Here is a 24,689-nt window from a genome sequence, read left to right as displayed (position 1 = left end):
GCGGTGATCCGCCGCGACGCCCTCGACCGCCTGCCCGTGCACTCCGCCGTCCCCGCGCTCCGGGACGCGCTGGACGACCACGGCACGGCGGTGCTGTGCGCGCCGCCCGGCACCGGGAAGACGACGCTCGTGCCGCTGGTCCTCGCCGGACTGGTCGGTGAGGGCCCGGCACGCCGCGTCGTGGTCGCGGAGCCCCGGCGGATCGCCGCGCGCGCCGCGGCACGGCGGATGGCGTGGCTGCTCGGCGAGAAGGCCGGGGACAGCGTCGGCTACACCGTGCGCGGCGAACGCGTGGTGGGGCGGCACACGCGCGTGGAGGTCGTCACGACCGGAGTGCTGCTCCAGCGGCTGCAGCGCGACCAGGAGCTGGCGGGCGTCGACGTCGTCGTGCTGGACGAGTGCCACGAGCGGCACCTGGACGCCGACACGGTCGCCGCATTCCTGCTGGACGTACGGGCGACGCTGCGCCCGGAGCTGCGGCTGGTGGCCGCCTCCGCGACGACGGACGCGCAGGGCTGGGCCGGGCTGCTGGGCGGGGCTCCGGTGGTCGAGGCGGAAGGCGTGTCGCACCCCGTCGAGGTGGTGTGGGCGCCTCCCGCGCGCCCCGTGCGGCCGCCGCACGGCCTGCGTGTGGACCCGGCGCTGCTCGCGCATGTCGCGTCGCTGGTGCGGCGGGCACTCGCGGAGTGCGAGGGCGACGTGCTGTGCTTCCTGCCGGGCGTGGGCGAGATCGCGCGGGTGGCGGGGCAACTGGGCGACCTGGGCGGCGTCGAGGTGCTCCAGGTGCACGGGCGGGCGCCGGCGGCCGTGCAGGACGCCGTGCTGTCCCCCGGAACAGGGCGGCGGGTGGTGCTGGCGACCGCCGTCGCGGAGTCGTCGCTGACCGTGCCCGGGGTGCGGGTGGTCGTCGACTGCGGACTCGCCCGGGAACCGCGGGTGGACCACGCACGCGGGCTGAGCGCGCTGACGACGGTACGGGCCTCGCAGGCGGCGGGCGGACAGCGCGCGGGCCGGGCGGGGCGTGAGGCCCCGGGCCGGGTGTACCGGTGCTGGTCCGAGGCGGAGGACACTCGGCTCCCCCGCTTCCCCGCCCCGGAGATCCGGCTGGCCGATCTGACCGCCTTCGCGTTGCAGGCGGCCTGCTGGGGCGATCCGGACGCGTCCGGGCTCGCGCTCCTGGACCCGCCGCCGGGCGGGGCGATGGCGGCGGCGAGATCGGTCCTGGCGGCCGTCGGCGCCGTGGATCCCGAGGGACGGGCCACGGAGCGGGGCGTGCGGATGTCCCGGCTCGGTCTGCATCCGCGGCTCGCCCGGGCGCTGCTGGACGCCGCCGCGGAGGTCGGTCCGGAGCGGGCCGCCGAGGTGGTCGCCCTGCTGAGCGAGGAACCGCCGCGGGAGTACGGGGACGATCTGGCGGCGGCGTGGCGGACGGCACGCCGCGGAGGTGACGCGTACGCGGCGCGCTGGCGGGAGGAGGCGCGCCGGCTGCGGGCCGCGGCGGACGCACCGCGGCTGCCGGACGTGGGCGGCGTGGCGAGGGCGCAGGACGACCATGTGGCCGGTCTTGTCGCCGCCCTCGCCTTCCCCGAGCGGCTCGCCCGGGCCGACGGCGGTTCGTTCCTGATGGTGAACGGCACACGTGCCGAGCCGGCGGCCGGATCGCGTCTGCGCGGCGCGCCGTGGCTCGCCGTGGCCGTCGCGGACCGGCCCCTCGGGGCGGGGCACGCGCGCGTGCGGCACGCCGCCGTGGTGGACGAGCACGTGGCCCGCCGTGCCGCCGCCGCTCTGCACGCCACGGACGACGAGGTGCGCTGGGCCGGCGGGGATGTCGTCGCCCGGCGTGTCGAGCGGCTCGGAGCCGTCGAGCTGACGGTGCGGCCCCTGCGGGACACCGCCCCGGTTCTGGTGCGGGAGGCCCTTCTCGAAGGGCTGCGGCAGGAGGGGTTCGGGCTGCTGCACTGGTCGCCGGGCGCCCGGCTGCTGCGGCAGCGTCTCGCCTTTCTGCGGCTGCACCTGGGTGCGCCCTGGCCGGAGGTCACCGACGACGCGCTCCACGCGCGCGTGGACGAATGGCTCGAGCCCGAGCTGAGCCGCGCACGGCGACGCGCCGATCTCGCGCGGATCGACGCCGCGGGGGCCCTCGCCCGGCTGCTGCCCTGGGCCACCGGTGCGGCCGCCCGCCTCGACGAACTCGCCCCGGAGCGGATCACCGTCCCGAGCGGGTCCGCGATACGCGTCGACTACGCGGACCCCGAGCGGCCCGTCCTCGCCGTGAAGCTGCAGGAGATGTTCGGGCTGCAGGACTCACCCGAGATCGCCGGGGTCCCCGTTCTGGTGCATCTGCTCTCCCCCGCCGGACGCCCCGCCGCCGTCACCGCAGACCTCGCCTCCTTCTGGCGGGACGGCTACCGCGCCGTGCGGGCGGAACTGCGGGGCCGCTATCCCAAGCACCCCTGGCCGGAGGACCCGGCCGGCGCGGAACCGACCCGGCACACCAACGCGCGGCTCAGGCGGTGACCGGGTCGGGCTCCCGCGCGCTGACTGGAGCGGCCCCGCCCGGGCGCCGGCCGCGGGCCTCGAGGAGGAGGGACAGCGACAGCAGGCAGCCGCCGAGGGCGAGAAAGCCCCACGGCAGACGGGCCGTGAGCATCAGCACGAGCGTGCGGTTGTGCTTGACCAGAGCGACCGTCGACCTGATGTAGTCCTCGCGCATCTTCACATGCCCCGCGAACGCCGTGACCTTGGCGCGGCCTCCGAGGAGCGTGCCGCCGCGCAGCTCCTCCTTGTGGATCTCCTCGCCGTAGACGGGCGCGCCGGTCACGGGCTCCACCCAGAACCTGCGGACCGTGGTGTACCAGCGCGTCGTGCCGGTCTTCGCGACCGATTCGGGGGTGATGCCCCGGACGGGCATGGTCTTGGGGAAGGGGACCTTCGTCCAGGGGACGGTCTGCTCGAAGCAGTAGACCTTCACGCCCCGGAAGGTCTGTGTGCCCTTGTAGTGGATGGGCGCCGTGACGCGCGCCTGCGCGTCGAAGTACTCGTAGTCCCTCTTCTGTGTCAGGAAGGGCCACTTGAACTCGATGCCGTCGCGACGGACGGGATCGCCGTCGACCGACTCGCCGGTCGCGTGGACGGGTTCCTGGGTGTGCGCGTCGAAGATGTAGCGCTCGGGGATCCGGGAGACCATCTTGCCGTCGGGACCCTGCACATAGGACAGGCCGTCCCAGACCACCACGTCCCGCCCGGCCGACTTCTCGATCCTCTTCCCGGCCTCCACATCGCCCTTCAGGGTCTGCACGATCGTGACCTCGGGGACCGTGCGGGACGTCATGGTGCCGTAGTCGAGAAGCGTGGCGTTCCTCGCTTCCAGGACCATGTCCTGGTACTGGTTCGCCGGGACCTCGGCCAGACGCGGAAAGGCGTACCAGCGCAGCAGTGGGGACAGCGCCGTGAAGAACACGGCGAGGGCGAGCAGGATCAAGCCGGCCTTGCGGCGCATCTCGTCGTCCTCCCTGTGCGGGCGGGTGCAGCTGTCCGGTCCCGTGCGACCCGGCTCCCGGTCCCGCGCGTCATGGATGGCTGGGGACCGTCGTCAGCAGCGGTTTCGGGGACGTCTTCCCGGTGGGCGCGCCCAGGGCCGTCAGGGTGAACACCAGGGCGAGCGCGGCGGCGAGACCGATCCCCGCCGCGATGAGGGCGCGCATACGGGCCTCCCCGCGACCGTAGCTGATACAGCGTCAGGTCCGGCACCGTAGCAACGGGCGCACGAGATGAGAACAGCTCGCACATACGAGGGCGGCGCCCCACCCTGCCGGTGGGGCGCCGCCCTCGTATGTGCGATCGGAGCCTATGCGCCGGGGTCTGCCGACGGGGTGGAGGTGGCCGCCGCGACGTCCAGTTCGACCGTCACGGTGGCCCCGCCCGCGGTGGTGATGCGGAGCAGGAAGGTGCCGGCCGTGTCGTCGGCGTAGAGCTTCGGGAGCTTCAGCAGACCGTCCGCGTCGGTCGTCAGGCCCGTGAGGGTGCGCACGGTCTTGCCGTCCGCGTCCTTGAAGTAGGGGCCCTTGTCGTTCTCGGTCGGGTCGTCGGCCGACTTGACGAGCGTCGCGGTGGCCGCGACACCGTCCGCGACGGCCCCCTTGTACGTGGCCTTCACCTCGACCTGGTCCGTGAACTCGCCACCGGGGGTGCAGGTGAGGGGGGTGTCACCGGTACGGGCGACGGCGTCCGCCTGGCGTTCGGTGACGGTCACCGGGAAGTCGACACCGGTGGCGGTGCGGCCCGCGACGACGGCGCTGACCTTGAAGTCTCCCGTCCTCGCGCCCGCCACGAGCGCGGGCGCGGTGGCCTTGCCCGTGCTGTCCGTGACGACGGCCGCCACACGCTCGCCGCCCGCGAAGGTGGAGTCCGTGTCACCACTGATCGTGAAGCGCACCCGGACCTTCGGCACGGCCTTGCCCGCCTTGGTCACGGCCTTCACCACGATCTTCTGGCCGAACGTGTCGCCCGTCATGGCGGAGAGCGTTCCGGTCCCGCCGTCCGCCAGGTGGTCGACGGTGTCGGTCGGGGTCGGCGACGTCGACGGCGGCTTCGGCTTGCCCGGAAGGGACGGACTCGGGCCGGTGGAGCCCCCCTTGCCTCCCTTGCCCGGCTTGCCGGGGGCGTTGTCGGTCTTCGCCGGCTTCGGGTGGGTACCGGGCTTGCCGTCGCTGCGGTGCGCGGGCAGTTTGCCGGTGCCGTCCGGGATCGAGTGGGTGCCCTTGAGGTAGTACTCGTACCAGGACAGAACGGTGTGGAGGTAGTCCTGCGAGTTGTTGTAGCCGAGTATTGCCGCGTTCATGTCGGACTGGACCTCGAGGTCGCGGTCGAAGCGGCAGAGGTAGTGCGCGGCGGCGAGGGCGGCGTCGTAGACGTTGTTCGGGTCATCGACTCCGTCGCCGTTGCCGTCGCGGCCCGCCCACGCCCATGTCGAGGGGATGAACTGCATGGGACCGACCGCGCGGTCGTAGACGCTGTCGCCGTCGTAGACACCGTTGTCGGTGTCCTTGATGTGTGCGAAGCCGTTGCCGTTGAGGACGGGGCCGAGGATCTTCGAGTACGTCGTCCCGTCGGCGTCGACCCGGCCGCCGCGGGCCTGGCCGGACTCCACCTTGCCGATGGCGGCGAGGAGTTGCCAGGGCAGGTTGCATCCCGGCTTCGACTCGCGGACTTCGGCCGCGGCCTGCTTGTAGGCGTCGAGGACGGTGGCGGGTATGCCCGCCTCCGAGACGCCGGTGACCCCGGTGACGCCGGTGGTCGCTCCGGCGCTCGGGCTGGGCGACGCGGTGGGGCTGTTGAGCGGCGGCAGGTCGGTGAAGTAGCCGCCGTTGCCGGTCGCCGAGCCGTCGGTGCCCGCGCCGTCGACGGCCTCGGACGTGGACTGGGCACCGGTCGGCTGCTTGCCCTGGTCCTCGGTGGCCACACCGGGAGCCTGGGACGCCGCCAGAGCCGCGACCGCGGCCGCCGCCACAGCGGTGGTTGCCGCCCCCTTGCGCAGCCGTCGGCCGAAATGCGCCGCCATTGAGTGAACCCCTCCCGTCGACGACCCCACGGACGTTCGATCGCGTTGTGTGCATTCGACCACGCGCCCGGCGCGGTGACCATGTGACCCTACGACAACTTGAGTGGCCCGGACACCCGTTGGCGCCCGGTTTTCACCCGTTGGTCACGTCCGGTTCGGCGGGGCGTACGAGCAGGACGGATCGCCCCACCCGTTTCATGCGTACCTCATACTGGACGTCCGTGATCACCGGGTGGTTGTACCCGGCCGACGACTGCCGCGGGGGGCCTCACGTGCCGTTCACTCTCAGTCATGCGGCGGCGGTGCTGCCCGCCGTGCGGGGCGACGGGTCGGGCCGCGGACGGCTGGTGCCCGCGGTCCTCGTGGCGGGCTCGTTCGCGCCCGACTTGACCTATTACGCGGCGAGTGCGGTGTCCGGGGGGATGGAGTTCGGTGACGTCACCCACTCCTTCGCCGGGGTGTTCACGGTCGATGTGCTCATCGCGTGGGTTCTGGTGGGGGCGTGGCTGGCAGTGCGCGAACCGCTGGTGGCGTTGCTGCCGCCGGCTCGGCAGGGGCGGTTGGCGGCGCTGGTGCGCTGCGGTGCACCGCGGCGAGGGCTCTCGTTTCCCGTGGCCCTGTGGTGGTATGTCTCCGCCGCGCTGGGCGCGCTGACGCATGTCGTGTGGGACGCGTTCACCCATCACGACCGGTGGGGGGTGCGGTTGTTCCCCGTGCTGGGGCGGCAGATCGGGGATGCCCCGCTGTACTGGTACGTGCAGTACGGGAGTTCGGCGGTCGCGGCGGTGGTGATCGCGGTCTTCGTGGTGGTCGCGCTGCGTCGGGTGACGGCCGGCCCCTCCGTGCTGTCGCGGGTGCCGGCGCTGTCCTGGGCCGATCGGTGGCTCGCGGGAGCGGTCATCGGTGGGTGTGCGGCGGCGGGGGCCGCGCAGCGGGCCTCACGGTGGTGGGCCTACTGGGGTGCGACGGCGAAGCCGTGGGAGTTGATCCCGGCGGTCTGCTTCGGCGCGGGCGCGGGTCTCGTCGTCGGGCTGGCGCTCTACACGGTGATGGTCAGGGCGCGTCGTCGTCCGGGCCCTGCCGACCGGGCAGCGGCTCGTAGGGAGCCGGCCCGCCCGGTGTCCCGCTGAGGGGCTCGCCGGGGCCGGAGGCGACACGGGAACGGCGCGAGGCGGCGAGTGCCCGCAGCAGGTCCCTGGCCGCGGTGAGCACGGCACGCAGGCGCGAGCCGGCCGCGTCCTGCTCGGACGGCCCGGGGCGGCGGCCCGCGTGGGAACAGTCCGGGCCGGCATCGCCCGGCGGTCCCTCGGGGGCTCCGAGACAGGAGGCGATCGCCGTCCGGATGGTCCGGATGCCCTCCGACACCCTGGCGGTGAACGCGGCGGCGCGCTCGGCGAGGCCGGGCCGGGGCAGACGTGCGGTACTCGCGCCGGGCGCGCGGGCGGCGGTCGGATGCAGGAGAGCGGCGCATACGAAGGCCCCTCGGATCGCCGCCCGGCGGGGAAGCGGACGTATACCCATGGGGCATCCTTACGCCCGCGCAGGCGCGGGCGCCCCTTGGCGAAGGCCACGGGAGTGAGGGGCCGGGCGGGGGTTCCGCGGCTTCGTCCGCCGGCCCTGGACCGGCGCGCCGCCCACCCTGACCGGCGCGCCGCCGGATCACCGCCGAGGTCGTCCACCGCCGCGGCGGGCGGCGGGCCCGGGCGGGTGGACGAAACGCGGCCCCCGCCGGATGTTCCGTGCCGTCCCGGGGCCGCCGGGCCCCGGAACGGATCCCGGTCCCGGCCGCTCGCCGGGGCCCGGGCGGTGGCTAGTGGGCGGCCGACTCCCAGTCCTCACCCGATCCCACGGACACATCGAGGGGCGCCCTGAGGTGGACCGCGCCCGCCATCTCGCGGCGGACGACCTCCTCCGTCCGGTCACGCTCGCCCGGAGCGATCTCCAGCACGATTTCGTCGTGCACCTGAAGGAGCATGCGGGACGCGAGGCCGGCCTCCCGCAGCGCGCTGTCCACCTTCAGCATGGCGATCTTGACGATGTCCGCGGCCGTGCCCTGGATCGGGGCGTTCAGAGCCATCCGCTCCGCCGTCTCCCGGCGCTGGCGGTTGTCGCTGTTCAGATCGGGAAGGTAGCGGCGGCGCCCGAAGAGCGTCTCCGTGTACCCGGTGGCCCTCGCCTCATCGACGACACGGCGCAGATAGTCCCGCACCCCGCCGAACCGCTCGAAGTACGTGTCCATCAGGGCACGGGCCTCCGCCGCCTCGATGTTCAGCTGCTGGGACAGACCGAACGCCGAGAGGCCGTACGCCAGGCCGTAGGACATCGCCTTGATCTTGCGCCGCATCTCCGCGTCCACCGCGTCGCGGCCCACCCCGAACACCTGGGAGGCGACCGTGGTGTGCAGGTCCTCCCCGGAGGTGAACGCCTGGATCAGGCCCTCGTCCTCGGACAGGTGCGCCATCACCCGCAGCTCGATCTGGCTGTAGTCCGCCGTCATCAGCGACTCGAAGCCCTCGCCGACCACAAACCCGCGGCGGATCGCCCGGCCCTCGTCCGTGCGCACGGGGATGTTCTGCAGGTTGGGGTCCGTCGACGACAGCCGGCCGGTCGCCGCGACCGTCTGGTTGAACGTGGTGTGGATCCGGCCGTCCGCCGCGATCGTCTTGATCAGGCCCTCGACCGTGACCCGCAGCTTGGCCTGCTCACGGTGACGCAGCATGATCACCGGCAGTTCGTTGTCCGTCTGGGTGGCGAGCCAGGCCAGGGCGTCCGCGTCCGTCGTGTAGCCCGTCTTGGTCTTCTTGGTCCTGAGCAGGGCCAGTTCGCCGAAGAGGACCTCCTGGAGCTGCTTGGGCGAGCCCAGGTTGAACTCGTGCCCGGCCGCCGCGTGCGCCTCCTTCACCGCCTGCTGGACGGCGCCCGCGAACATCTGCTCCATGGCCTCCAGATGCGTGCGGTCCGCGGGGATGCCGTGCCGCTCCATACGCGCCAGCAGCGCGGAGACGGGCAGCTCCATGTCGCGCAGCAGGTCCGCGGCGCCGACCTCGCTCAGCTTCTCCTCGAAGGCCCGGCCGAGGTCGAGGACCGTGCGGGCCTGGATCATCAGCGCCTCGGCCTCGGCGCCGTCGTCCGTACCGAAGGCGAGCTGCCCGTCGGCCGTCGCGGCCGGCTCCAGCTCGCGGCCCAGGTACTCCAGCGACAGCGCGTCCAGCGCGAAGGAACGACGGCCCGGCTTGACGAGGTACGCGGCGAGCGCCGTGTCCATGGCCACGCCCCGCAGGGTCCAGCCGTGCTCGGGGAAGACCCGCATCGCGCCCTTGGCGCTGTGCAGCACCTTCGGCCCGGCCGGGTCGGCGAGCCAGGCCGCGAACGCGTTCTCGTCCTCCTCGTCCAGCTGCGACGGGTCGAACCAGGCCGCCGCGCCGTCGGCAGCGGCCAGCGCGATCTCCGCGACCGCACCGGTGCCGAGGGCCCACGAGTCGACCGTGGCCACGCCGAGCGGCTGTCCGGCGTGCCGGTCGAGCCAGGGCTTCAGTTCGCCCGCGCCCAGGACCGAACCGTCCAGTTCGACACCGCCGGCCGCGACGGGGGTCGCCTCGGCCTCCTCGGCGCCGGGGTCGACGGCGAAGAGCCGCTCGCGCAGCGAGGGGTTCCTGATCTCCAGGGTGTCCAGGACCATCGCGACGGCCTTGCGGTCGTACGGGGCGCGCTCCAGGTCGGTGACCGCCTTCTCCAGCGCCACGCCCCGCTCCAGCTCGGTGAGCCGGCGGTTGAGCTTCACCGACTCCAGGTGGTCGCGCAGGTTCTGCCCGGCCTTGCCCTTGACCTCCTCCACGCGCTCCACCAGCTCCGCGAACGAGCCGAACTGGTTGATCCACTTGGCGGCCGTCTTCTCGCCGACGCCCGGGATGCCCGGGAGGTTGTCCGACGGGTCGCCCCTCAGCGCCGCGAAGTCCGGGTACTGCGCGGGCGTCAGCCCGTACTTCTCGAAGACCTTCTCAGGAGTGAACCGGGTCAGCTCCGAGACGCCCTTCGTCGGGTACAGCACCGTGATGTTGTCGGTGACCAGCTGGAAGGAGTCGCGGTCGCCGGTGACGATCAGCACCTCGAAGCCCTCGGCCTCGGCCCGGGTGGCGAGCGTGGCGATCACGTCGTCCGCCTCGTACCCCTCGACGGCGAAGCGCGGGGCGTGCATCGTGTCCAGCAGCTCGCCGATCAGCTCGACCTGACCCTTGAACTCGTCCGGGGTCTTCGAGCGGTTCGCCTTGTACTCCGTGAACTCCTCGGAGCGCCAGGTCTTGCGGGACACGTCGAACGCCACCGCGAAGTGCGTGGGCGCCTCGTCGCGCAGCGTGTTCGCCAGCATCGACGCGAAACCGTAGATCGCGTTCGTCGGCTGGCCGGTCGCGGTCGTGAAGTTCTCCGCGGGCAGCGCGAAGAACGCGCGGTAGGCCAGTGAGTGCCCGTCCATGAGCATCAGCCGCGGACGGTCGCCGCCGGAGGTCTTCTCGGTCTTCTTCGATGCTGTTTCTGCCACGCACCCGATCCTGCCACGCCCCGCTGACACTCGGACCCGCCCGTGGGCGCCTCCGGTCCGGCGGTCGCCGCATCCCGGGTGCCGGCCGCCCTGTCGCGGTGCGGGGACCGCCCCGGCCCGACCTGGTCGGGCGTGGCCGGACGGGCACCCCAGCCGGGCCGGGGCCCGGTCGCATCGGACGGCCGCACCGGTCGCACGCCGCGACGGATCGAACGGTGCCCGCGGAGTCGGGGCAGCGGCACGCGGTCACCCGGCCGCTCACCGTGACGGAGCACCGCGGAACCGCGCCCCGCGGCCGCCGCGCGCGGGCCCGCGCTCCGCGCGATGGGGCGGCGCTCCCCGTCATCACAGCGTGCGAGGATCGGAGGCGTACCTCACACGTGCATGCGAAGGGGAGGGCCGAGATGGCCAGCAAGCCGCCCAAGGGTGACCCGATCCAGGACGCGCCGCAGGTCGCCGGGCCGAAGCACGCCGCGGCGGGGCTGCCCGCGATCGGACACACCCTGCGCGTGGCGCAGCAGCAGATGGGCGTGCGCCGCACGGCACTCACCCTGCTGCGCGTCAACCAGAAGGACGGCTTCGACTGCCCCGGCTGCGCCTGGCCCGAGCCCGACCACCGGCACACCGCCGAGTTCTGCGAGAACGGCGCGAAGGCGGTCGCCGAGGAGGCCACCCTGCGCCGGGTCACCCCGGAGTTCTTCGCCGCGCACCCGGTCGCCGACCTCGCCTCGCGCAGCGGCTACTGGCTGGGCCAGCAGGGGCGCCTGACGCATCCCATGTACCTGCCCGAAGGCGCGGACCAGTACGAACCGGTCTCCTGGGAGCGTGCCTTCGACATCGTCGCCGAGGAGATCAAGGCGCTCGCGTCGCCCGACGAGGCCGTCTTCTACACCTCGGGCCGTACCAGCAACGAAGCGGCGTTCCTCTACCAGCTCTTCGCCCGGGAGCTGGGCACGAACAATCTGCCCGACTGCTCGAACATGTGCCACGAGTCCTCGGGTTCCGCGCTCTCCGAGACCATCGGCATCGGCAAGGGCAGCGTGCTGCTCGAGGATCTCTACAAGGCGGATCTGATCATCGTCGCCGGGCAGAACCCCGGCACCAACCACCCGCGCATGCTCTCGGCGCTGGAGAAGGCGAAGGCGGGCGGCGCGCGGATCATCAGCGTCAACCCGCTGCCCGAGGCGGGCCTGGAGCGCTTCAAGAACCCGCAGACCCCCCAGGGCATGCTCAAGGGCGCCGCGCTGACCGACCTGTTCCTGCAGATCCGCATCGGTGGCGACCAGGCGCTGTTCCGGCTGCTCAACAAGCTGATCCTCGAGACGCACGGAGCGGTCGACGAGGAGTTCGTCCGCGAACACACCCACGGCTTCGAGGAGTTCACCGAGGCCGCCCGCGAGGCCGACTGGGACGACACGCTCACGGCTACCGGTCTCACCCGCGAGGAGATCGAGAAGGCCCTCGGGCTGGTCCTCGCCTCCGAGCGCACCATCGTCTGCTGGGCCATGGGCCTCACCCAGCACAAGCACTCGGTCCCCACGATCCGGGAGATCGTCAACTTCCTGCTGCTGCGCGGCAACATCGGACGTCCCGGCGCGGGCGTGTGCCCGGTGCGCGGTCACTCGAACGTGCAGGGGGACCGGACCATGGGCATCTTCGAGCGCCCGGCGCCCGCCTTCCTGGACGCGCTGGAGAAGGAGTTCGGCTTCGCGCCGCCGCGTGAGCACGGCTACGACGTCGTCCGGGCCATCCGTGCCCTGCGCGACGGCGATGCGAAGGTCTTCTTCGCGATGGGCGGCAACTTCGTGTCCGCCTCCCCCGACACCGAGGTGACCGAGGCGGCCATGCGCCGTGCCCGGCTCACCGTGCACGTGTCGACCAAGCTGAACCGCTCGCACACCGTCACCGGCGCGCGCGCCCTGATCCTGCCCACCCTCGGCCGCACCGAGCGCGATCTGCAGGGCAGCGGCGAGCAGTTCGTTACCGTCGAGGACTCCATGGGCATGGTGCACGCCTCCCGGGGGCGTCTGGAGCCCGCGAGCGGCCATCTGCTGTCCGAGCCGGCCATCGTGTGCCGCCTGGCCCGCCGGGTGCTGGGTGCCGACAGCACGGTCCCGTGGGAGGAGTTCGAGAAGGACTACGCGACCGTCCGCGACCGCATCGCACGCGTGATCCCCGGCTTCGAGGACTTCAACGCGCGCGTGGCGCACCCGGGAGGTTTCGCGCTCCCGCACGCACCCCGCGACGAGCGCCGCTTCCCCACCGCCACCGGGAAGGCCAACTTCACCGCCGCCCCCGTGGAGTTCCCCGAGCTGCCCGAGGGCCGGCTCCTGCTGCAGACCCTGCGCTCGCACGACCAGTACAACACCACCGTCTACGGTCTCGACGACCGCTACCGCGGTATCAGGAACGGCCGCCGTGTGGTCCTCGTCCATCCCGAGGACGCCCGCGCGCTGGGCCTGGCGGACGGCTCGTACGTCGATCTGGTCGGCGAGTGGAAGGACGGCGTCGAGCGGCGCGCCCCCGGCTTCCGTGTGGTGCACTACCCCACCGCCCGGGGCTGCGCGGCCGCCTACTACCCGGAGACCAATGTGCTGGTCCCGCTGGACGCCACCGCGGACACGAGCAACACCCCCGCGAGCAAGTCCGTCGTCGTCCGCCTGGAACAATCGGCGACCGACTGAGCGTTTGCTCAGCCACAGCCGAGCGACCGACCCGACGAACGGAGCCGTGCCCCATGGGCGAGCAGCACACCGTGAAGTTCCCGCAAGAGATCATCGACGAGTACGCCGCCCTCGGCGTCGACCTGCCCGCCCTCTTCTCCGCAGGCCACCTCGGCACCCGCATGGGCGTCCAGATCATCGAGGCCTCGCCGGAGCGGGTGGTCGGCACCATGCCGGTGGAGGGCAACACCCAGCCCTACGGACTGCTGCACGGCGGCGCCTCCGCCGTGCTCGCCGAGACCCTCGGCTCGGTGGGCTCCATGCTGCACGGCGGCAGCTCCAAGATCGCCGTCGGCGTCGACCTGAACTGCACGCACCACCGCGGAGTGCGCTCCGGCCTGGTCACCGGTGTCGCCTCCCCCGTCCACCGGGGGCGCTCGACCGCGACCTACGAGATCGTGATCAGCGACGAGGAGGGCAAGCGCGTGTGCACCGCCCGGCTGACCTGCCTGCTGCGCGATGTGAACCCGGGCGACGAGGCCCGTGTGCGCTCGGCGGGCTGACCCGCCGAACCGGTGTCCGCAGCGCCGTTGATCCTGGGCCACCGGCGTCCTAGCGTCATGGCATGGCAACGGGAGGAGGCCCCCGGCCGGGGGTGACCGCGCTGGGGTCGGCGCTCGGACTCGCGCTCCTCGCGGGCGGGTTGGCGACCGCCTGCGACAACTCGGGCTCCGTCGGCGGGAGCAGCTCCGGGCAGGCCGGCGTCTCGCCGTCGGCGCGGACCACGCCCGCCCAGGAGCTGTGCGCACGGGTCGTCGGGTACTGGTCGCGCAAGGTGCTGGACAGCGAAACGTACGGCGACTACCAGACGATGGGGCTCTCAAACGGGCAGTACGAGATCCTGCGGGCCGTCGTGGACGACGCGCGAGCCGTGAAACGGCGTCAGGGCGCCCAGGCCGCCGAGCGGTTGATCGACCGCCGGGCGCACGAGGGCTGCGCCGACTGGTACCGCACCGGCGGTCCGAGCAACGGTCCGTGGCAATGAGCGGCATCGGGCCCGTCGAGCCGGGTGAGGGCACGAGTGCCTGGGACGCCCCCGACCCGGGCGCCTCGCTGCTGCACGGTGCACCACGCGGACGGCTCGGGCGGCTGTACGACCGGCACCGCCGTGTCGCCCTCACGACCGCCGCGATCGCCGCCCTCCTCGCGGGCGGCGGCTACCTCTACGCCGCACGACCGCGGCAACCCCCGCCCCCACCACCGCCGTACCCCTCCCAGGTGGTCGAGGTCACCTACCTCAACTCCGTGGCCGCACCGCCCGGCGCCCCGCCCAGGAGCTTCAGTTTCGGCGTGGTGCTGCGCGTGGAGTCCGGACCGCCGGTGACCGTGAGCCGGATAGCCCAGCCCTATGCCGGTCTTTCCGTCACCTCGCTGCCGCGCCCGCCTTTCCGGACAAGGGCGGGTTCGCCCCGCAAGGTTGTCATCACCATGCATGTGACCGAATGCGGAAAAGTCCCCGAAGACGCCGGGCTGCCTTTCCTGGACGTAACTCTGCGTAATACGCGTGCAATGCAGGTGCAGAGTTTCATCCTGGGGCCGCGCTATGCGCATGCGCTCTCGAGTGCCGTGCGCGTCGCCTGCGACGACGATTCCGGGTAATCACCAAAACCGCCGACACCCCTGAACTCAGCGGCGCACGTCCTGCGGGTTCTCACTATGCGGACCGGGCGAATCAGTCGGAATTCAGCTGTTCCACCCGTCCAGTACCGCTCTGCATTACCTCGTGTCATAACAAGAGCGTCACAGCCTTGGTCAGACCCTCCTCGACGTTCCCCGCCCACGCTTAGAGTCACGGCCAGTCACCGCGCGGTCTGAATGTCACTTCGGCCCAGCGCTCGACTCGGCCACTTCCAGGGGGGAGGGCCGTGCCAGGGAAAGGACTGATCGTGCGTCAACGTTCGCTCATCGCCATCACCGCCGCGCTGGCGGCGGGAGCACTGACCCTCACCGCCTGCGGCTCGCGCGACAACGGCAAGAGCTCGGACTCCGGCAGCGGTGGTGGCACCACCGTCACCATCGGCGTCGACGCGCCACTGACCGGCGACCTGTCCGCGCTGGGCCTGGGCATCAAGAACTCCGTGGACCTGGCGGCCAAGACCGCCAACAAGCAGAACTACGTCAAGGGTGTCACCTTCAAGATCGAGGCCCTCGACGACCAGGCTCAGCCCTCCTCGGGCCAGCAGAACGCCAGCAAGCTCGTCGCCGACAACGGCGTCCTCGGCGTCGTCGGCCCGCTGAACTCCTCCGTCGCCGAGTCGATGCAGAAGGTCTTCGACGACGCCAAGCTGGTCGAGGTCTCCCCGGCCAACACCAACCCGGCCCTCACCCAGGGCCCGGACTGGCAGAAGACGAAGGCCCGGACGTACAAGTCCTACTTCCGCACCGCGACCACGGACGCCATCCAGGGCCCGTTCGCCGCGCAGTACGTCTACAACGACTCCAAGAAGAAGAAGGTCTTCGTCATCGACGACAAGAAGACCTACGGCGCGGGCCTCGCCGCCACCTTCACCGAGGAGTTCAAGAAGCTCGGCGGCACCGTCGTCGGCACCGAGCACATCAACCCCGACACCAAGGACTTCTCCGCGGTCGCCACCAAGGTCAAGAACTCGGGCGCCGAAGTGGTCTACTACGGCGGCGAGTACCCGCAGGCCGGCCCGCTCAGCAAGCAGATCAAGGCCACCGGCGCCAAGGTCCCGGTCGTGGGCGGCGACGGCATCTTCGACCCGACGTTCATCAAGCTGGCCGGCGCCAACAGCACCGGCGACCTCGCCACCTCGGTCGGCGCCCCGGTCGAACAGCTCCCCTCCGCCAAGGAGTTCGTGGCCAACTACAAGGAGGCCGGCTACAAGGAGGAGTACGCCGCGTACGGCGGTTACTCCTACGACTCCGCCTGGTCGATCATCGAGGCCGTCAAGAAGGTCGTCGAGGACAACGGCGGCAAGCTCCCCTCCGACGCCCGCGCGAAGGTCACCGCCGCCATGCAGAACGTCTCCTTCGACGGTGTGACCGGCAAGGTCTCCTTCGACGAGTTCGGTGACGCGACCAACAAGCAGCTCACCGTGTACGCCGTCGAGAACGGTGCCTGGAAGCCGGTGAAGTCGGGTACCTACACCGGCTGATCCACACCCGCACCGCTCACGAGCCGCGCGGGGCGCTGTTCCACAGGCGCCCCGCGCGGACTCGCATCCGGCCACATCCGTCGAACATCCGAAAGTCTCGGAGGACATGCGGTGAACGAACTGCCGCAGCAGCTGGTCAACGGCCTGCTACTAGGAGCCATGTACGGGCTGGTCGCCATCGGCTACACAATGGTCTATGGCATTGTCCAGCTCATCAACTTCGCGCATGGCGAGATCTTCATGACCGGCGCCTTCGGCGCCCTCACGGTCTACGCGTACGTACTGCCCGATGGCACTTCCATGTGGATCGCCCTGCCACTGATGCTCATCGGGGCCGTCCTGGTCGCCGTCATCGTCGCGGTGGGAGCGGAACGATTCGCCTACCGCCCCCTGCGCAACGCGCCACGACTTGCCCCCCTCATCACGGCCATCGGTCTCTCCCTCGCCCTGCAGCAGGCGGTCTGGGCCTGGTACCCCGAGGCCAAGTCCGCCCGGACCTTCCCGCAGATCGACGGAGGCCCCTTCCACCTCGGCAACGTCACCATCCAGACCGGTGACATCTTCCTCCTTGCCGCGGCCCCCATCAGCATGGCCGTCCTCGCCTACTTCGTCATGAAGACGCGCACCGGACGCGGCATGCAGGCCACCGCCCAGGACCCGGACACCGCCAAGCTCATGGGCGTCAACACCGACCGCATCATCGTGATCGCCTTCGCCCTCGGCGCCGTCTTCGCCGCCGTCGGCGGCGTCGCCTACGGCCTCAAATACGGCCAGGTCGACTTCCGCATGGGCTTCATCCTCGGCCTCAAGGCGTTCACCGCGGCCGTCCTCGGCGGCATCGGCAACATCTACGGGGCCATGATCGGCGGCATCGTCCTCGGCATCGCCGAAACCCTGGCGACCGCGTACATCGCCGACCTCCCGGGCATGGAGAAGTTCGGCAGCCAGTCCTGGGCAGACGTCTGGGCGTTCGTACTCCTCATTCTCGTGCTCCTGCTCAGGCCACAAGGTCTGCTCGGTGAGCGCGTCGCGGACAGGGCGTGACACCGATGACCACACAGACCACCGCTCCCGACACCCCGAGCACCCCTGCCCCCGGCGCCCCCTCCGGCCTCGTCGCCATCCCGCCCCACATCGGTCGCGCCCTCGCCACCGCGGCCGGCGCGCTCACCATCGTCTCGACGTTCCTCGCCTGGACGTGGACCACCGACTTCCCCGGCGACCTCACCGTCTACGGCTACCCGGGCGGCCTGCAGGTCCTCGTCCTCATCGGCGGCGTCCTCACCACCCTGTTCGGCCTCGCCTCCTACGGAGTCAAGGGCCTGCGCTGGCTCGTCCCGGCCGGCGCCGACGGCGCCCTCAAGTTCGCCGCCCTCACCACCTTCGCCACCGCCTGGTACACGATCCTGTCCATCAGCATCGAACTCGGCGGACTCGTCAACCTCGAGCCCGGCGGCTACATCGCGGCGGTCACCACCCTCGCCGCGTTCCTCGGCGCCCTCGCACTGCCCTTCGAACGGCCCGAGCCCGACCCCATCGACCCCGACGACACCTCCTGGGAGCACTTCAAGCACCAGGCGTCCCACCGGTGGACGACGGTCCGAGCCGCCTTCGCCTCCGGCTCCCCCCGCCCCGTGGCCAAACTGCCCGCCTACGTCGAGATCCTGATCATCGTCGCGATCCTGGCCCTGGGCCTGGCCGTCTTCACCTACGGCATCGGCACCGAGTACGACGAACTCTTCGTCGGCTTCCTCATCACCGCGGGCTTCGGCTTCGCCGCCCTCGCCAAGGCCGGCCTGATCAGCCAGGCATCCGAACTCACCGCCCGGCACCAGAACATCACCATCTGCGGCGCATTCGTCGCGGCGGCGCTGTTCCCCTTCACCCAGACCAGCGACCAGTACGCGACCCTCGGCGTCTACATCCTCATCTTCGCCACCGTCGCCCTCGGCCTGAACATCGTCGTCGGCCTCGCCGGCCTCCTCGACCTCGGCTACGTCGCCTTCCTCGGCGTCGGCGCATACGCCGCGGCCCTGGTCTCCGGATCCCCCAACTCGCCCTTCGGCGTGCACTTCCCCTTCTGGGCAGCCGTCCTCATCGGCGCCGCCGCCTCGCTCGTCTTCGGCGTCCTCATCGGCGCCCCCACCCTCCGCCTGCGCGGCGACTACCTCGCCATCGTCACCCTCGGCTTCGGTGAGATCTTCCGCATCACGGCGAACAACCTCGACGGCACCTCCGGACCCGACGTCACCAACGGCTCCAACGGCATCGCGTCGATCCCGAACCTCGACGTCCTCGGCTTCGACTTCGGCGCCCAGCACGACATCAGCGGCTTCACCATCGGACGCTTCGCCAACTACTTCTTCCTGATGCTGATCATCACCGCCGTCGTCGTACTCGTCTTCCGGCGCAGCGGAAACTCCCGCATCGGACGCGCCTGGGTCGCCATCCGCGAGGACGAGACCGCCGCACTCGCCATGGGCATCAACGGCTTCCGGGTCAAACTCATCGCCTTCGCCGTCGGCGCATCACTCGCCGGCCTCGCCGGCACCGTCCAGGCACACGTGACCTACACCGTGACACCCGAGCAGTACCTCTTCGCCGGCCCCATCCCGCCCAACTCGGCCTTCCTGCTCGCCGCGGTCGTCCTCGGCGGCATGGGCACCATCAGCGGCCCCCTCATCGGCGCCGCACTGCTCTTCCTCATCCCGAACAAACTCCAGTTCCTCGGCGACTACCAGCTCCTGGCCTTCGGCGTCGCCCTCATCCTGCTGATGCGCTTCCGGCCGGAGGGCCTCATCCCGAACCGCCGCCGCCAACTGGAATTCCACGAAGAGGCGGAAGCGCCCACAGTCCTCGGCAAGACAGGGGCCTGACCACCATGACCACCGACACCACCACCAAGGACGCCACGCCGGACGCCACCGCACCCGGCCAGGTCGTACTGGACGCACGCGGCGTCACCATGCGCTTCGGCGGCCTCACCGCCGTACGCAACGTCGACCTCACCGTCAACAGCGGCGAGATCGTCGGACTCATCGGCCCCAACGGCGCCGGCAAGACGACCTTCTTCAACTGCCTCACCGGCCTCTACGTCCCCACCGAGGGCGAAGTCCGCTACAAGGGCAACGTCCTGCCGCCCAAGTCCTTCAAGGTCACCGCCGCCGGCATCGCCCGCACCTTCCAGAACATCCGCCTCTTCTCCAACATGACCGTCCTGGAGAACGTGCTGGTCGGACGCCACACCCGCACCAAGGAAGGCTTCTGGTCGGCCGTCCTGCGCCTCCCCAGCTTCCACCGCGCCGAAGCGGCATCCCGCGAACGGGCCATGGAACTCCTCGAGTTCGTCGGCCTCGCCGCCAAGGCCGAACACCTCGCCCGCAACCTGCCCTACGGCGAACAGCGCAAGCTCGAGATCGCCCGCGCCCTGGCCAGCGAACCCGGCCTGCTGCTCCTCGACGAGCCCACCGCCGGCATGAACCCGCAGGAGACCCGGACCACCGAGGAACTGGTCTTCGCCATCCGCGACAAGGGCATCGCCGTCCTCGTCATCGAGCACGACATGCGCTTCATCTTCAACCTCTGCGACCGCGTCGCCGTCCTCGTCCAGGGCGAGAAACTCGTCGAAGGCGACAGCGCGACCGTCCAGGGCGACGAACGCGTCATCGCCGCCTACCTCGGCGAACCCTTCCAGGACGCCCCCGGCGACGCGGAGGTCGCCGAGGTGGAGGCCGCCGAGGCGCAGGCCGAAGCACAGACGGACGCCGCGCCCGGCAAGGAGAACGACCGATGACCGCACTGCTCGAAGTCGAGGACCTCCGGGTCGCCTACGGCAAGATCGAAGCCGTCAAGGGCATCTCCTTCAAGGTCGAGGCCGGCGAGGTCGTCACCCTCATCGGCACCAACGGTGCCGGCAAGACCACCACCCTGCGCACCCTCTCCGGCCTGCTCAGGCCGGTGGGCGGCCAGATCAGGTTCCAGGGCAGATCGCTCAAGAAGATCCCGGCCCACCAGGTCGTCTCACTGGGACTCGCCCACTCCCCCGAGGGGCGGCACATCTTCCCCCGCATGACCATCGAGGACAACCTGCGCCTCGGCGCGTTCCTGCGCTCCGACAAGCAGGCCGTCGACAAGGACATGCAGCGGGCCTACGACCTCTTCCCCATCCTCGGGGAACGCAGGAAGCAGGCCGCCGGCACCCTGTCCGGCGGTGAACAGCAGATGCTCGCGATGGGCCGGGCCCTGATGTCCCAGCCGAAACTGCTCATGCTCGACGAACCCTCCATGGGCCTCTCCCCGATCATGATGCAGAAGATCATGGCGACCATCGTCGAACTGAAGGCCCAGGGCACGACGATCCTCCTCGTCGAGCAGAACGCCCAGGCGGCGTTGTCGCTCGCCGACCACGGCCATGTGATGGAGGTCGGCAACATCGTCCTCTCCGGCACCGGCCAGGACCTGCTGCACGACGAATCCGTGCGGAAGGCCTACCTCGGCGAGGACTGAACCCTCCCCGGCACATGTGTGAGGCCCGCGCCCCGAGGAGGGGCGCGGGCCTCACACACGCGTACCGGGCCTCAGCCCTTCGCGGCCTTCTTCTCCTCGGCGTCCTGGATGACGGCCTCCGCGACCTGCTGCATCGACATACGGCGATCCATGGACGTCTTCTGGATCCAGCGGAAGGCGGCGGGCTCGCTCAGCCCGTACTCCGTCTGCAGGATCGACTTCGCCCGGTCGACCAGCTTCCGGGTCTCCAGCCGCAGCGTGAGGTCGGCGACCTCCTTCTCCAGCGTCTTGAGCTCGTTGAACCGGGAGACCGCCATCTCGATCGCCGGGACCACGTCGCTCTTGCTGAACGGCTTCACCAGATACGCCATCGCACCCGCGTCCCGGGCACGCTCGACGAGGTCGCGCTGCGAGAACGCGGTCAGCATGAGAACCGGGGCGATGCGCTCCTCGGCGATCTTCTCGGCCGCCGAGATGCCGTCGAGCTTCGGCATCTTCACATCGAGGATCACCAGGTCGGGCTTGTGCTCACGGGCCAGCTCGACGGCCTGCTCACCGTCTCCGGCCTCACCGACGACGTGGTAGCCCTCCTCCTCGAGCATCTCTTTGAGGTCGAGCCGGATGAGCGCCTCGTCCTCGGCGATGACGACACGGGTCGTCAGCGGAGGCACGTGCGACTTGTCGTCGTCGGCAACGGGCTGGGGCGACTCGGGGGAGGTCACTCGGGCTCCTTGTCCAGGGCAGGCAGGTACTGCTCCCAAGAGCCTACCTAGCTGCGGTAAGGTGGTCAGGCAGCGGGTCGAGAGTGACCTTCGATTCGTTGGGCCCCGGTAGCCCAATTGGCAGCAGGCAATGGATTCAAAACCCATACAGTGTCGGTTCGAGTCCGACCCGGGGCACTTTTCCTTCGGTTCCAAGGTCGGAATCCACCAGCGTATGTCCACGTTCTCGTGAACATACGCTATTTCTCTGTATGGCCATGAGAAGTCGCTCAGGGTGGCTTCATGTACGACATGGGCACACGTAAGCGAGCTCTGGCTCTGGTCGCCCAGGGGCACAGCCTGAACTCCGTCAGCAAGGAAACCGGGATTTCCCGGTATGCGATCCGCTCCTGGCAGACACGCATCGAACCCGGCTCACGCGCGAGCAGCCCCTGCCCGAGGTGTGAGGAAGATCCCGGCGCCCCGGAAAACCCTGCGGCGTACGCCTACCTGCTCGGCCTCTATCTCGGCGACGGATGCATCAGCCCCCACCGCAGAGGCGTCTACTTCCTGCGCGTCGCCTTGGACAGCGCCTGGCCGGGCATCATCGACGCGTGTGAGGAGGCGATGCGCGCGGTGCGGCCGTCGAACAGCGTCGTCCGCGTCCGGAAACAGGGGTGCGTAGCGGTGAGCACTTCCAGCAAACACTGGCCCTGCCTCTTCCCGCAGCACGGTCCCGGCAAGAAGCACGAACGCCGGATCGTCCTCGAGCGCTGGCAGCAGGACATCGTCGACGCTCACCCCTGGGATTTGATCCGGGGCCTCATCCACTCCGACGGCTGCCGCACCATCAACCGGACCGCTCGCCTGGTCGACGGTGAACGCAAGGCTTACGAGTATCCGCGGTACTTCTTCACCAATCTGTCCCGTGACATCGTCCAGCTCTTCACGGACACCCTGGACCGAGTGGGCGTCGAGTGGCGGCGGGCGAACCAGCGCAACATCTCCGTCGCCCGCAAGGCCTCCGTCGCGCTGCTGGACGTTCACGTCGGCCCCAAGTACTGACCGCGCGCGAAAGGGCCCCCCGGCAGGAGGGGCCCTCGGTGTTCGGGCCGGCTACTTCGGGCTGTCGTCCTCGCCGATGTGGTGCACCCGCACCATGTTCGTCGAGCCCGAGACCCCGGGCGGGGAGCCCGCCGTGATGACCACGATGTCGCCGCGGCGGCAGCGGCCGTACTTGAGCAGCAGTTCGTCGACCTGGTCGACCATCGCGTCGGTGGAGTCGACGTGCGGCCCGAGGAAGGTCTCCACGCCCCAGGTCAGGTTGAGCTGGGAGCGCGTGGCCGGCTCGGGGGTGAAGGCGAGCAGGGGGATCGGGGAGCGGTAGCGGGAGAGCCGGCGGACGGTGTCGCCGGACTGGGTGAAGGCGACCAGGAACTTGGCGCCGAGGAAGTCGCCGATCTCCGCCGCCGCGCGGGCGACGGCTCCGCCCTGGGTCCGGGGCTTGTTGCTCTCGGTGAGCGGCGGGAGTCCCTTGGCGAGGATGTCCTCTTCGGCGGCCTCGACGATGCGGGCCATCGTCCTGACCGTCTCGACGGGGTAGTTGCCGACACTGGTCTCGCCGGAGAGCATGACGGCGTCGGTGCCGTCGATGACCGCGTTCGCGACGTCGGAGGCCTCCGCCCTGGTGGGGCGGGAGTTCTCGATCATCGAGTCGAGCATCTGGGTGGCGACGATGACCGGCTTGGCGTTGCGCCTGGCGAGCTTGATCGCGCGCTTCTGGACGATCGGGACCTGTTCGAGGGGCATTTCCACGCCGAGGTCGCCGCGGGCGACCATGATGCCGTCGAAGGCGGCGACGATCTCGTCGATGTTCTCGACGGCCTGCGGCTTCTCGACCTTGGCGATCACGGGAAGGCGGCGGCCTTCCTCGTCCATGATGCGGTGGACGTCCCTTATGTCCCTGCCGCTGCGGACGAAGGAGAGGGCGATGACGTCGCAGCCGGTGCGCAGCGCCCAGCGCAGGTCGTCCTCGTCCTTCTTGGAGAGTGCGGGGACGGAGACGGCGACGCCGGGGAGGTTGAGGCCCTTGTGGTCGGAGACCATGCCGCCTTCGACGACGACGGTGTGGACCCGGGGGCCGTCGACGGCCGTGACCTCCAGGCACACTTTGCCGTCGTCGACGAGGATGCGCTCACCGGTGGTGACGTCGGCGGCCAGCCCGGCGTAGGTGGTTCCGCAGGTCTGGCGGTCACCCTCGACGCCGTCCTCGACGGTGATCGTGAAGACGTCTCCGCGTTCAAGGAGTACGGGGCCTTCGACGAATCGTCCGAGTCTGATCTTCGGGCCCTGAAGGTCGGCGAGGATTCCGACGCTGCGGCCGGTCTCGTCGGCGGCCTTTCGCACGCGCTGGTAACGCTCCTCGTGTTCGGCGTAGCTGCCGTGGCTGAGGTTGAAGCGGGCGACGTCCATTCCGGCGTCGACCAGGGCCTTGATCTGCTCGTACGAGTCGGTGGCGGGGCCCAATGTACAGACGATCTTTGCTCGGCGCATGCTTCGAGCCTAGGCCTTACCCGCCGGTAGAGAATTGGTCCGGCGTGACTACTCAACAACCTTTAAGTGAAGCGATATTGACAAGTGTTGAATTGTGCGGTGCTGCGCTCCGATGAGCATCCCGGAGAGAAATGCGGGGGCCGATTTCGGGCAGGCCGTGAATTCTCGTCACTGCGGGTGACGGGAATTGTCTGGAGTCGCGGTGGCGCCATCGTGAACCGGGCGTCGATCCGGGCGTGGATGTGCCGGCGCCCGGGTTCGGGCGCGAGGGGGTCGGGGCCGCCCGCGGCTTCCGTGCCGTCAGGAGCCGCCCGGCTGACGGACCGGGCGGCGCGGCTGCGCCGATCGGTGTCGTCGGCGCCGGTGTCGTCGAGCTCGACCAGGGCCGTGAGGGTGGCGCCGAGTGTTTCGGCGTATTCGCGGGCTCGCTGCAACGGCTTCGCGTACGGCCTGTTGCCGGGCTGCGCGGGGGCGGGTGAGTCGGGGCGCAGGGCCCGCCAGGGGCCGTCGACCCTGGTGAGTTCGAGGTCGGCCAGTCGGGTGGTGAGTTCGCCGAGTGCGGTGAAGTCGTTGAGTTCGGCGCTGACGTGGACGTGGCCGTGGTAGGCGCGGATGCGCTCGCGGTGGCCGTGCGGGGTGAGTTCGGGGGTGACGGTGAAGGCGCCTGTCCCGAGTCGTTCGACGGCTGCTCCGTAGCCGTCGATGAGGTCGAGTGCGGCGGTGTTGCGGCGGGTGAGGTCGTCGGGGGCGGTGCGCCGGTCGGGGCGTGGGCCGTGACGGTGACGTCGATGCGGGCGATCTCCGGGTCGACCTCGATGCGGGCTTCTCCGCGGACGGCGATGCGCGGGGCGTCGGGGGTGCCGTAGGGGACGGCGGGCGGCCGGGTGCGCGGGGCCGGTGGTCATGGGTTCCACTCCGTCTCCGCGGGGTTTGCGCAGGGGGCGTGTACCGGTCATCAGATCGCAACCTGCGGGGGCTGTTGCGACGCGT

General features: G+C 70.7%; 20 protein-coding genes and 1 tRNA gene. 13 read left to right on the top strand and 8 right to left on the bottom strand.

What is annotated here, in order from left to right; translation table 11 throughout:
• The first annotated feature begins 3 nt into the window (after positions 1-3).
• On the top strand, positions 4-2,517 hold the full coding sequence (hrpB, locus tag ACSHXN_RS30170; RefSeq protein WP_438304347.1) for an ATP-dependent helicase HrpB: 2,514 nt from the start codon (positions 4-6) through the stop codon (positions 2,515-2,517).
• Here hrpB and ACSHXN_RS30165 read toward each other — a convergent pair.
• From ACSHXN_RS30165 to ACSHXN_RS30155, 3 genes are all read right to left on the bottom strand, one after another.
• Entirely contained in the window at positions 2,507-3,499 is a 993-nt protein-coding gene (locus tag ACSHXN_RS30165) for a DUF3068 domain-containing protein (RefSeq protein WP_438304345.1), read from the bottom strand. The two genes, hrpB and ACSHXN_RS30165, sit on opposite strands and share 11 nt — an antisense overlap.
• Before the next feature lie 70 nt (positions 3,500-3,569).
• Complete coding sequence (locus ACSHXN_RS30160; protein WP_107116844.1) at positions 3,570-3,704, bottom strand: SPW_0924 family protein; 135 nt, start codon at positions 3,702-3,704, stop codon at positions 3,570-3,572.
• A gap of 143 nt (positions 3,705-3,847) precedes the next feature.
• On the bottom strand, positions 3,848-5,560 hold the full coding sequence (locus ACSHXN_RS30155; protein ID WP_355133019.1) for a lytic transglycosylase domain-containing protein: 1,713 nt from the start codon (positions 5,558-5,560) through the stop codon (positions 3,848-3,850).
• A 272-nt stretch (positions 5,561-5,832) separates the two neighbouring features.
• On the opposite strand from ACSHXN_RS30155, the gene ACSHXN_RS30150 reads away from it, so the two are divergent.
• Entirely contained in the window at positions 5,833-6,690 is an 858-nt protein-coding gene (locus ACSHXN_RS30150) for a DUF4184 family protein (RefSeq protein ID WP_356108154.1), read from the top strand.
• Here the strand turns inward: ACSHXN_RS30150 and ACSHXN_RS30145 are convergent.
• The gene (locus ACSHXN_RS30145) at positions 6,614-7,081 is read right to left on the bottom strand and encodes a hypothetical protein (RefSeq protein ID WP_356291898.1); all 468 of its coding nucleotides are present in this window, start codon (positions 7,079-7,081) and stop codon (positions 6,614-6,616) included. The two genes, ACSHXN_RS30150 and ACSHXN_RS30145, sit on opposite strands and share 77 nt — an antisense overlap.
• A 289-nt stretch (positions 7,082-7,370) precedes the next feature.
• Positions 7,371-10,097 carry a DNA polymerase I gene (gene polA / locus ACSHXN_RS30140; protein WP_438304342.1) on the bottom strand — a complete coding sequence of 909 codons (2,727 nt, stop codon included), beginning with the start codon at positions 10,095-10,097 and terminating at the stop codon, positions 7,371-7,373.
• Between the two features lie 404 nt (positions 10,098-10,501).
• Between polA and ACSHXN_RS30135 the strand changes: the two genes are divergently transcribed.
• From ACSHXN_RS30135 to ACSHXN_RS30095, 9 genes are all read left to right on the top strand, one after another.
• Positions 10,502-12,781 (top strand): FdhF/YdeP family oxidoreductase, encoded by a 2,280-nt coding sequence (locus ACSHXN_RS30135; protein ID WP_438304340.1) that lies wholly within the window; start codon positions 10,502-10,504, stop codon positions 12,779-12,781.
• A 53-nt stretch (positions 12,782-12,834) separates the two neighbouring features.
• Entirely contained in the window at positions 12,835-13,323 is a 489-nt protein-coding gene (locus tag ACSHXN_RS30130; protein ID WP_355133029.1) for a hotdog fold thioesterase, read from the top strand.
• 62 nt (positions 13,324-13,385) lie between these two features.
• Positions 13,386-13,805, top strand: coding sequence for a hypothetical protein (locus tag ACSHXN_RS30125; protein WP_438304337.1), 420 nt, complete (start codon positions 13,386-13,388; stop codon positions 13,803-13,805).
• The gene (locus ACSHXN_RS30120; protein WP_355133033.1) at positions 13,802-14,419 is read left to right on the top strand and encodes a Tat pathway signal sequence domain protein; all 618 of its coding nucleotides are present in this window, start codon (positions 13,802-13,804) and stop codon (positions 14,417-14,419) included. The genes ACSHXN_RS30125 and ACSHXN_RS30120 overlap by 4 nt, the downstream gene beginning before the upstream one ends.
• A gap of 287 nt (positions 14,420-14,706) precedes the next feature.
• Positions 14,707-15,939, top strand: coding sequence for a branched-chain amino acid ABC transporter substrate-binding protein (locus ACSHXN_RS30115; RefSeq protein ID WP_355133035.1), 1,233 nt, complete (start codon positions 14,707-14,709; stop codon positions 15,937-15,939).
• 111 nt (positions 15,940-16,050) lie between these two features.
• Positions 16,051-16,983, top strand: coding sequence for a branched-chain amino acid ABC transporter permease (locus ACSHXN_RS30110; RefSeq protein WP_355133037.1), 933 nt, complete (start codon positions 16,051-16,053; stop codon positions 16,981-16,983).
• A 5-nt stretch (positions 16,984-16,988) separates the two neighbouring features.
• Positions 16,989-18,815: a branched-chain amino acid ABC transporter permease gene (locus ACSHXN_RS30105; RefSeq protein WP_355133039.1), complete on the top strand. Its 1,827-nt coding sequence runs from the start codon at positions 16,989-16,991 to the stop codon at positions 18,813-18,815.
• Positions 18,816-18,820: 5 nt separating this feature from the next.
• Positions 18,821-19,732 carry an ABC transporter ATP-binding protein gene (locus tag ACSHXN_RS30100; protein ID WP_356291892.1) on the top strand — a complete coding sequence of 304 codons (912 nt, stop codon included), beginning with the start codon at positions 18,821-18,823 and terminating at the stop codon, positions 19,730-19,732.
• Positions 19,729-20,445 (top strand): ABC transporter ATP-binding protein, encoded by a 717-nt coding sequence (locus ACSHXN_RS30095; protein WP_355133043.1) that lies wholly within the window; start codon positions 19,729-19,731, stop codon positions 20,443-20,445. Before ACSHXN_RS30100 ends, ACSHXN_RS30095 begins: the two co-directional genes overlap by 4 nt.
• A gap of 71 nt (positions 20,446-20,516) precedes the next feature.
• Here ACSHXN_RS30095 and ACSHXN_RS30090 read toward each other — a convergent pair whose 3' ends face one another.
• Entirely contained in the window at positions 20,517-21,167 is a 651-nt protein-coding gene (locus ACSHXN_RS30090) for an ANTAR domain-containing response regulator (protein ID WP_355133045.1), read from the bottom strand.
• Between the two features lie 102 nt (positions 21,168-21,269).
• Here ACSHXN_RS30090 and ACSHXN_RS30085 point away from each other — a divergent pair.
• Together ACSHXN_RS30085 and ACSHXN_RS30080 are read left to right on the top strand one after the other, a co-directional pair.
• A tRNA-Leu gene (locus ACSHXN_RS30085) sits at positions 21,270-21,344 on the top strand.
• A gap of 105 nt (positions 21,345-21,449) precedes the next feature.
• The gene (locus ACSHXN_RS30080; protein ID WP_355133047.1) at positions 21,450-22,211 is read left to right on the top strand and encodes a transcriptional regulator; all 762 of its coding nucleotides are present in this window, start codon (positions 21,450-21,452) and stop codon (positions 22,209-22,211) included.
• Positions 22,212-22,262: 51 nt separating this feature from the next.
• Here the strand turns inward: ACSHXN_RS30080 and pyk are convergent, their stop codons facing one another.
• Both pyk and ACSHXN_RS30070 read right to left on the bottom strand, forming a co-directional pair.
• A complete protein-coding gene (pyk, locus tag ACSHXN_RS30075) occupies positions 22,263-23,699 on the bottom strand; it encodes a pyruvate kinase (RefSeq protein ID WP_355133049.1) in 1,437 nt (478 codons plus the stop codon).
• Between the two features lie 62 nt (positions 23,700-23,761).
• Positions 23,762-24,604 carry an SIMPL domain-containing protein gene (locus ACSHXN_RS30070; protein ID WP_438304333.1) on the bottom strand — a complete coding sequence of 281 codons (843 nt, stop codon included), beginning with the start codon at positions 24,602-24,604 and terminating at the stop codon, positions 23,762-23,764.
• Positions 24,605-24,689 lie beyond the last annotated feature (85 nt).

This window comes from Streptomyces sp. HUAS TT11 (assembly GCF_051553595.1).
Classification (GTDB): domain Bacteria; phylum Actinomycetota; class Actinomycetes; order Streptomycetales; family Streptomycetaceae; genus Streptomyces.
This window is presented reverse-complemented; position numbering and strand designations above follow the sequence as displayed.

Coding starts and splice junctions, on each gene's coding strand:
- ACSHXN_RS30165 (WP_438304345.1), bottom strand. CDS start 3,499: ATGCGCCGCAAGGCCGGCTTGATCCTGCTCGCCCTCGCCGTGTTCTTC.
- ACSHXN_RS30160 (WP_107116844.1), bottom strand. CDS start 3,704: ATGCGCGCCCTCATCGCGGCGGGGATCGGTCTCGCCGCCGCGCTCGCC.
- ACSHXN_RS30155 (WP_355133019.1), bottom strand. CDS start 5,560: ATGGCGGCGCATTTCGGCCGACGGCTGCGCAAGGGGGCGGCAACCACC.
- ACSHXN_RS30145 (WP_356291898.1), bottom strand. CDS start 7,081: ATGGGTATACGTCCGCTTCCCCGCCGGGCGGCGATCCGAGGGGCCTTC.
- ACSHXN_RS30135 (WP_438304340.1), top strand. CDS start 10,502: ATGGCCAGCAAGCCGCCCAAGGGTGACCCGATCCAGGACGCGCCGCAG.
- ACSHXN_RS30130 (WP_355133029.1), top strand. CDS start 12,835: ATGGGCGAGCAGCACACCGTGAAGTTCCCGCAAGAGATCATCGACGAG.
- ACSHXN_RS30125 (WP_438304337.1), top strand. CDS start 13,386: ATGGCAACGGGAGGAGGCCCCCGGCCGGGGGTGACCGCGCTGGGGTCG.
- ACSHXN_RS30120 (WP_355133033.1), top strand. CDS start 13,802: ATGAGCGGCATCGGGCCCGTCGAGCCGGGTGAGGGCACGAGTGCCTGG.
- ACSHXN_RS30105 (WP_355133039.1), top strand. CDS start 16,989: ATGACCACACAGACCACCGCTCCCGACACCCCGAGCACCCCTGCCCCC.
- ACSHXN_RS30100 (WP_356291892.1), top strand. CDS start 18,821: ATGACCACCGACACCACCACCAAGGACGCCACGCCGGACGCCACCGCA.
- ACSHXN_RS30095 (WP_355133043.1), top strand. CDS start 19,729: ATGACCGCACTGCTCGAAGTCGAGGACCTCCGGGTCGCCTACGGCAAG.
- ACSHXN_RS30080 (WP_355133047.1), top strand. CDS start 21,450: ATGTACGACATGGGCACACGTAAGCGAGCTCTGGCTCTGGTCGCCCAG.
- pyk (WP_355133049.1), bottom strand. CDS start 23,699: ATGCGCCGAGCAAAGATCGTCTGTACATTGGGCCCCGCCACCGACTCG.
- ACSHXN_RS30070 (WP_438304333.1), bottom strand. CDS start 24,604: ATGACCACCGGCCCCGCGCACCCGGCCGCCCGCCGTCCCCTACGGCAC.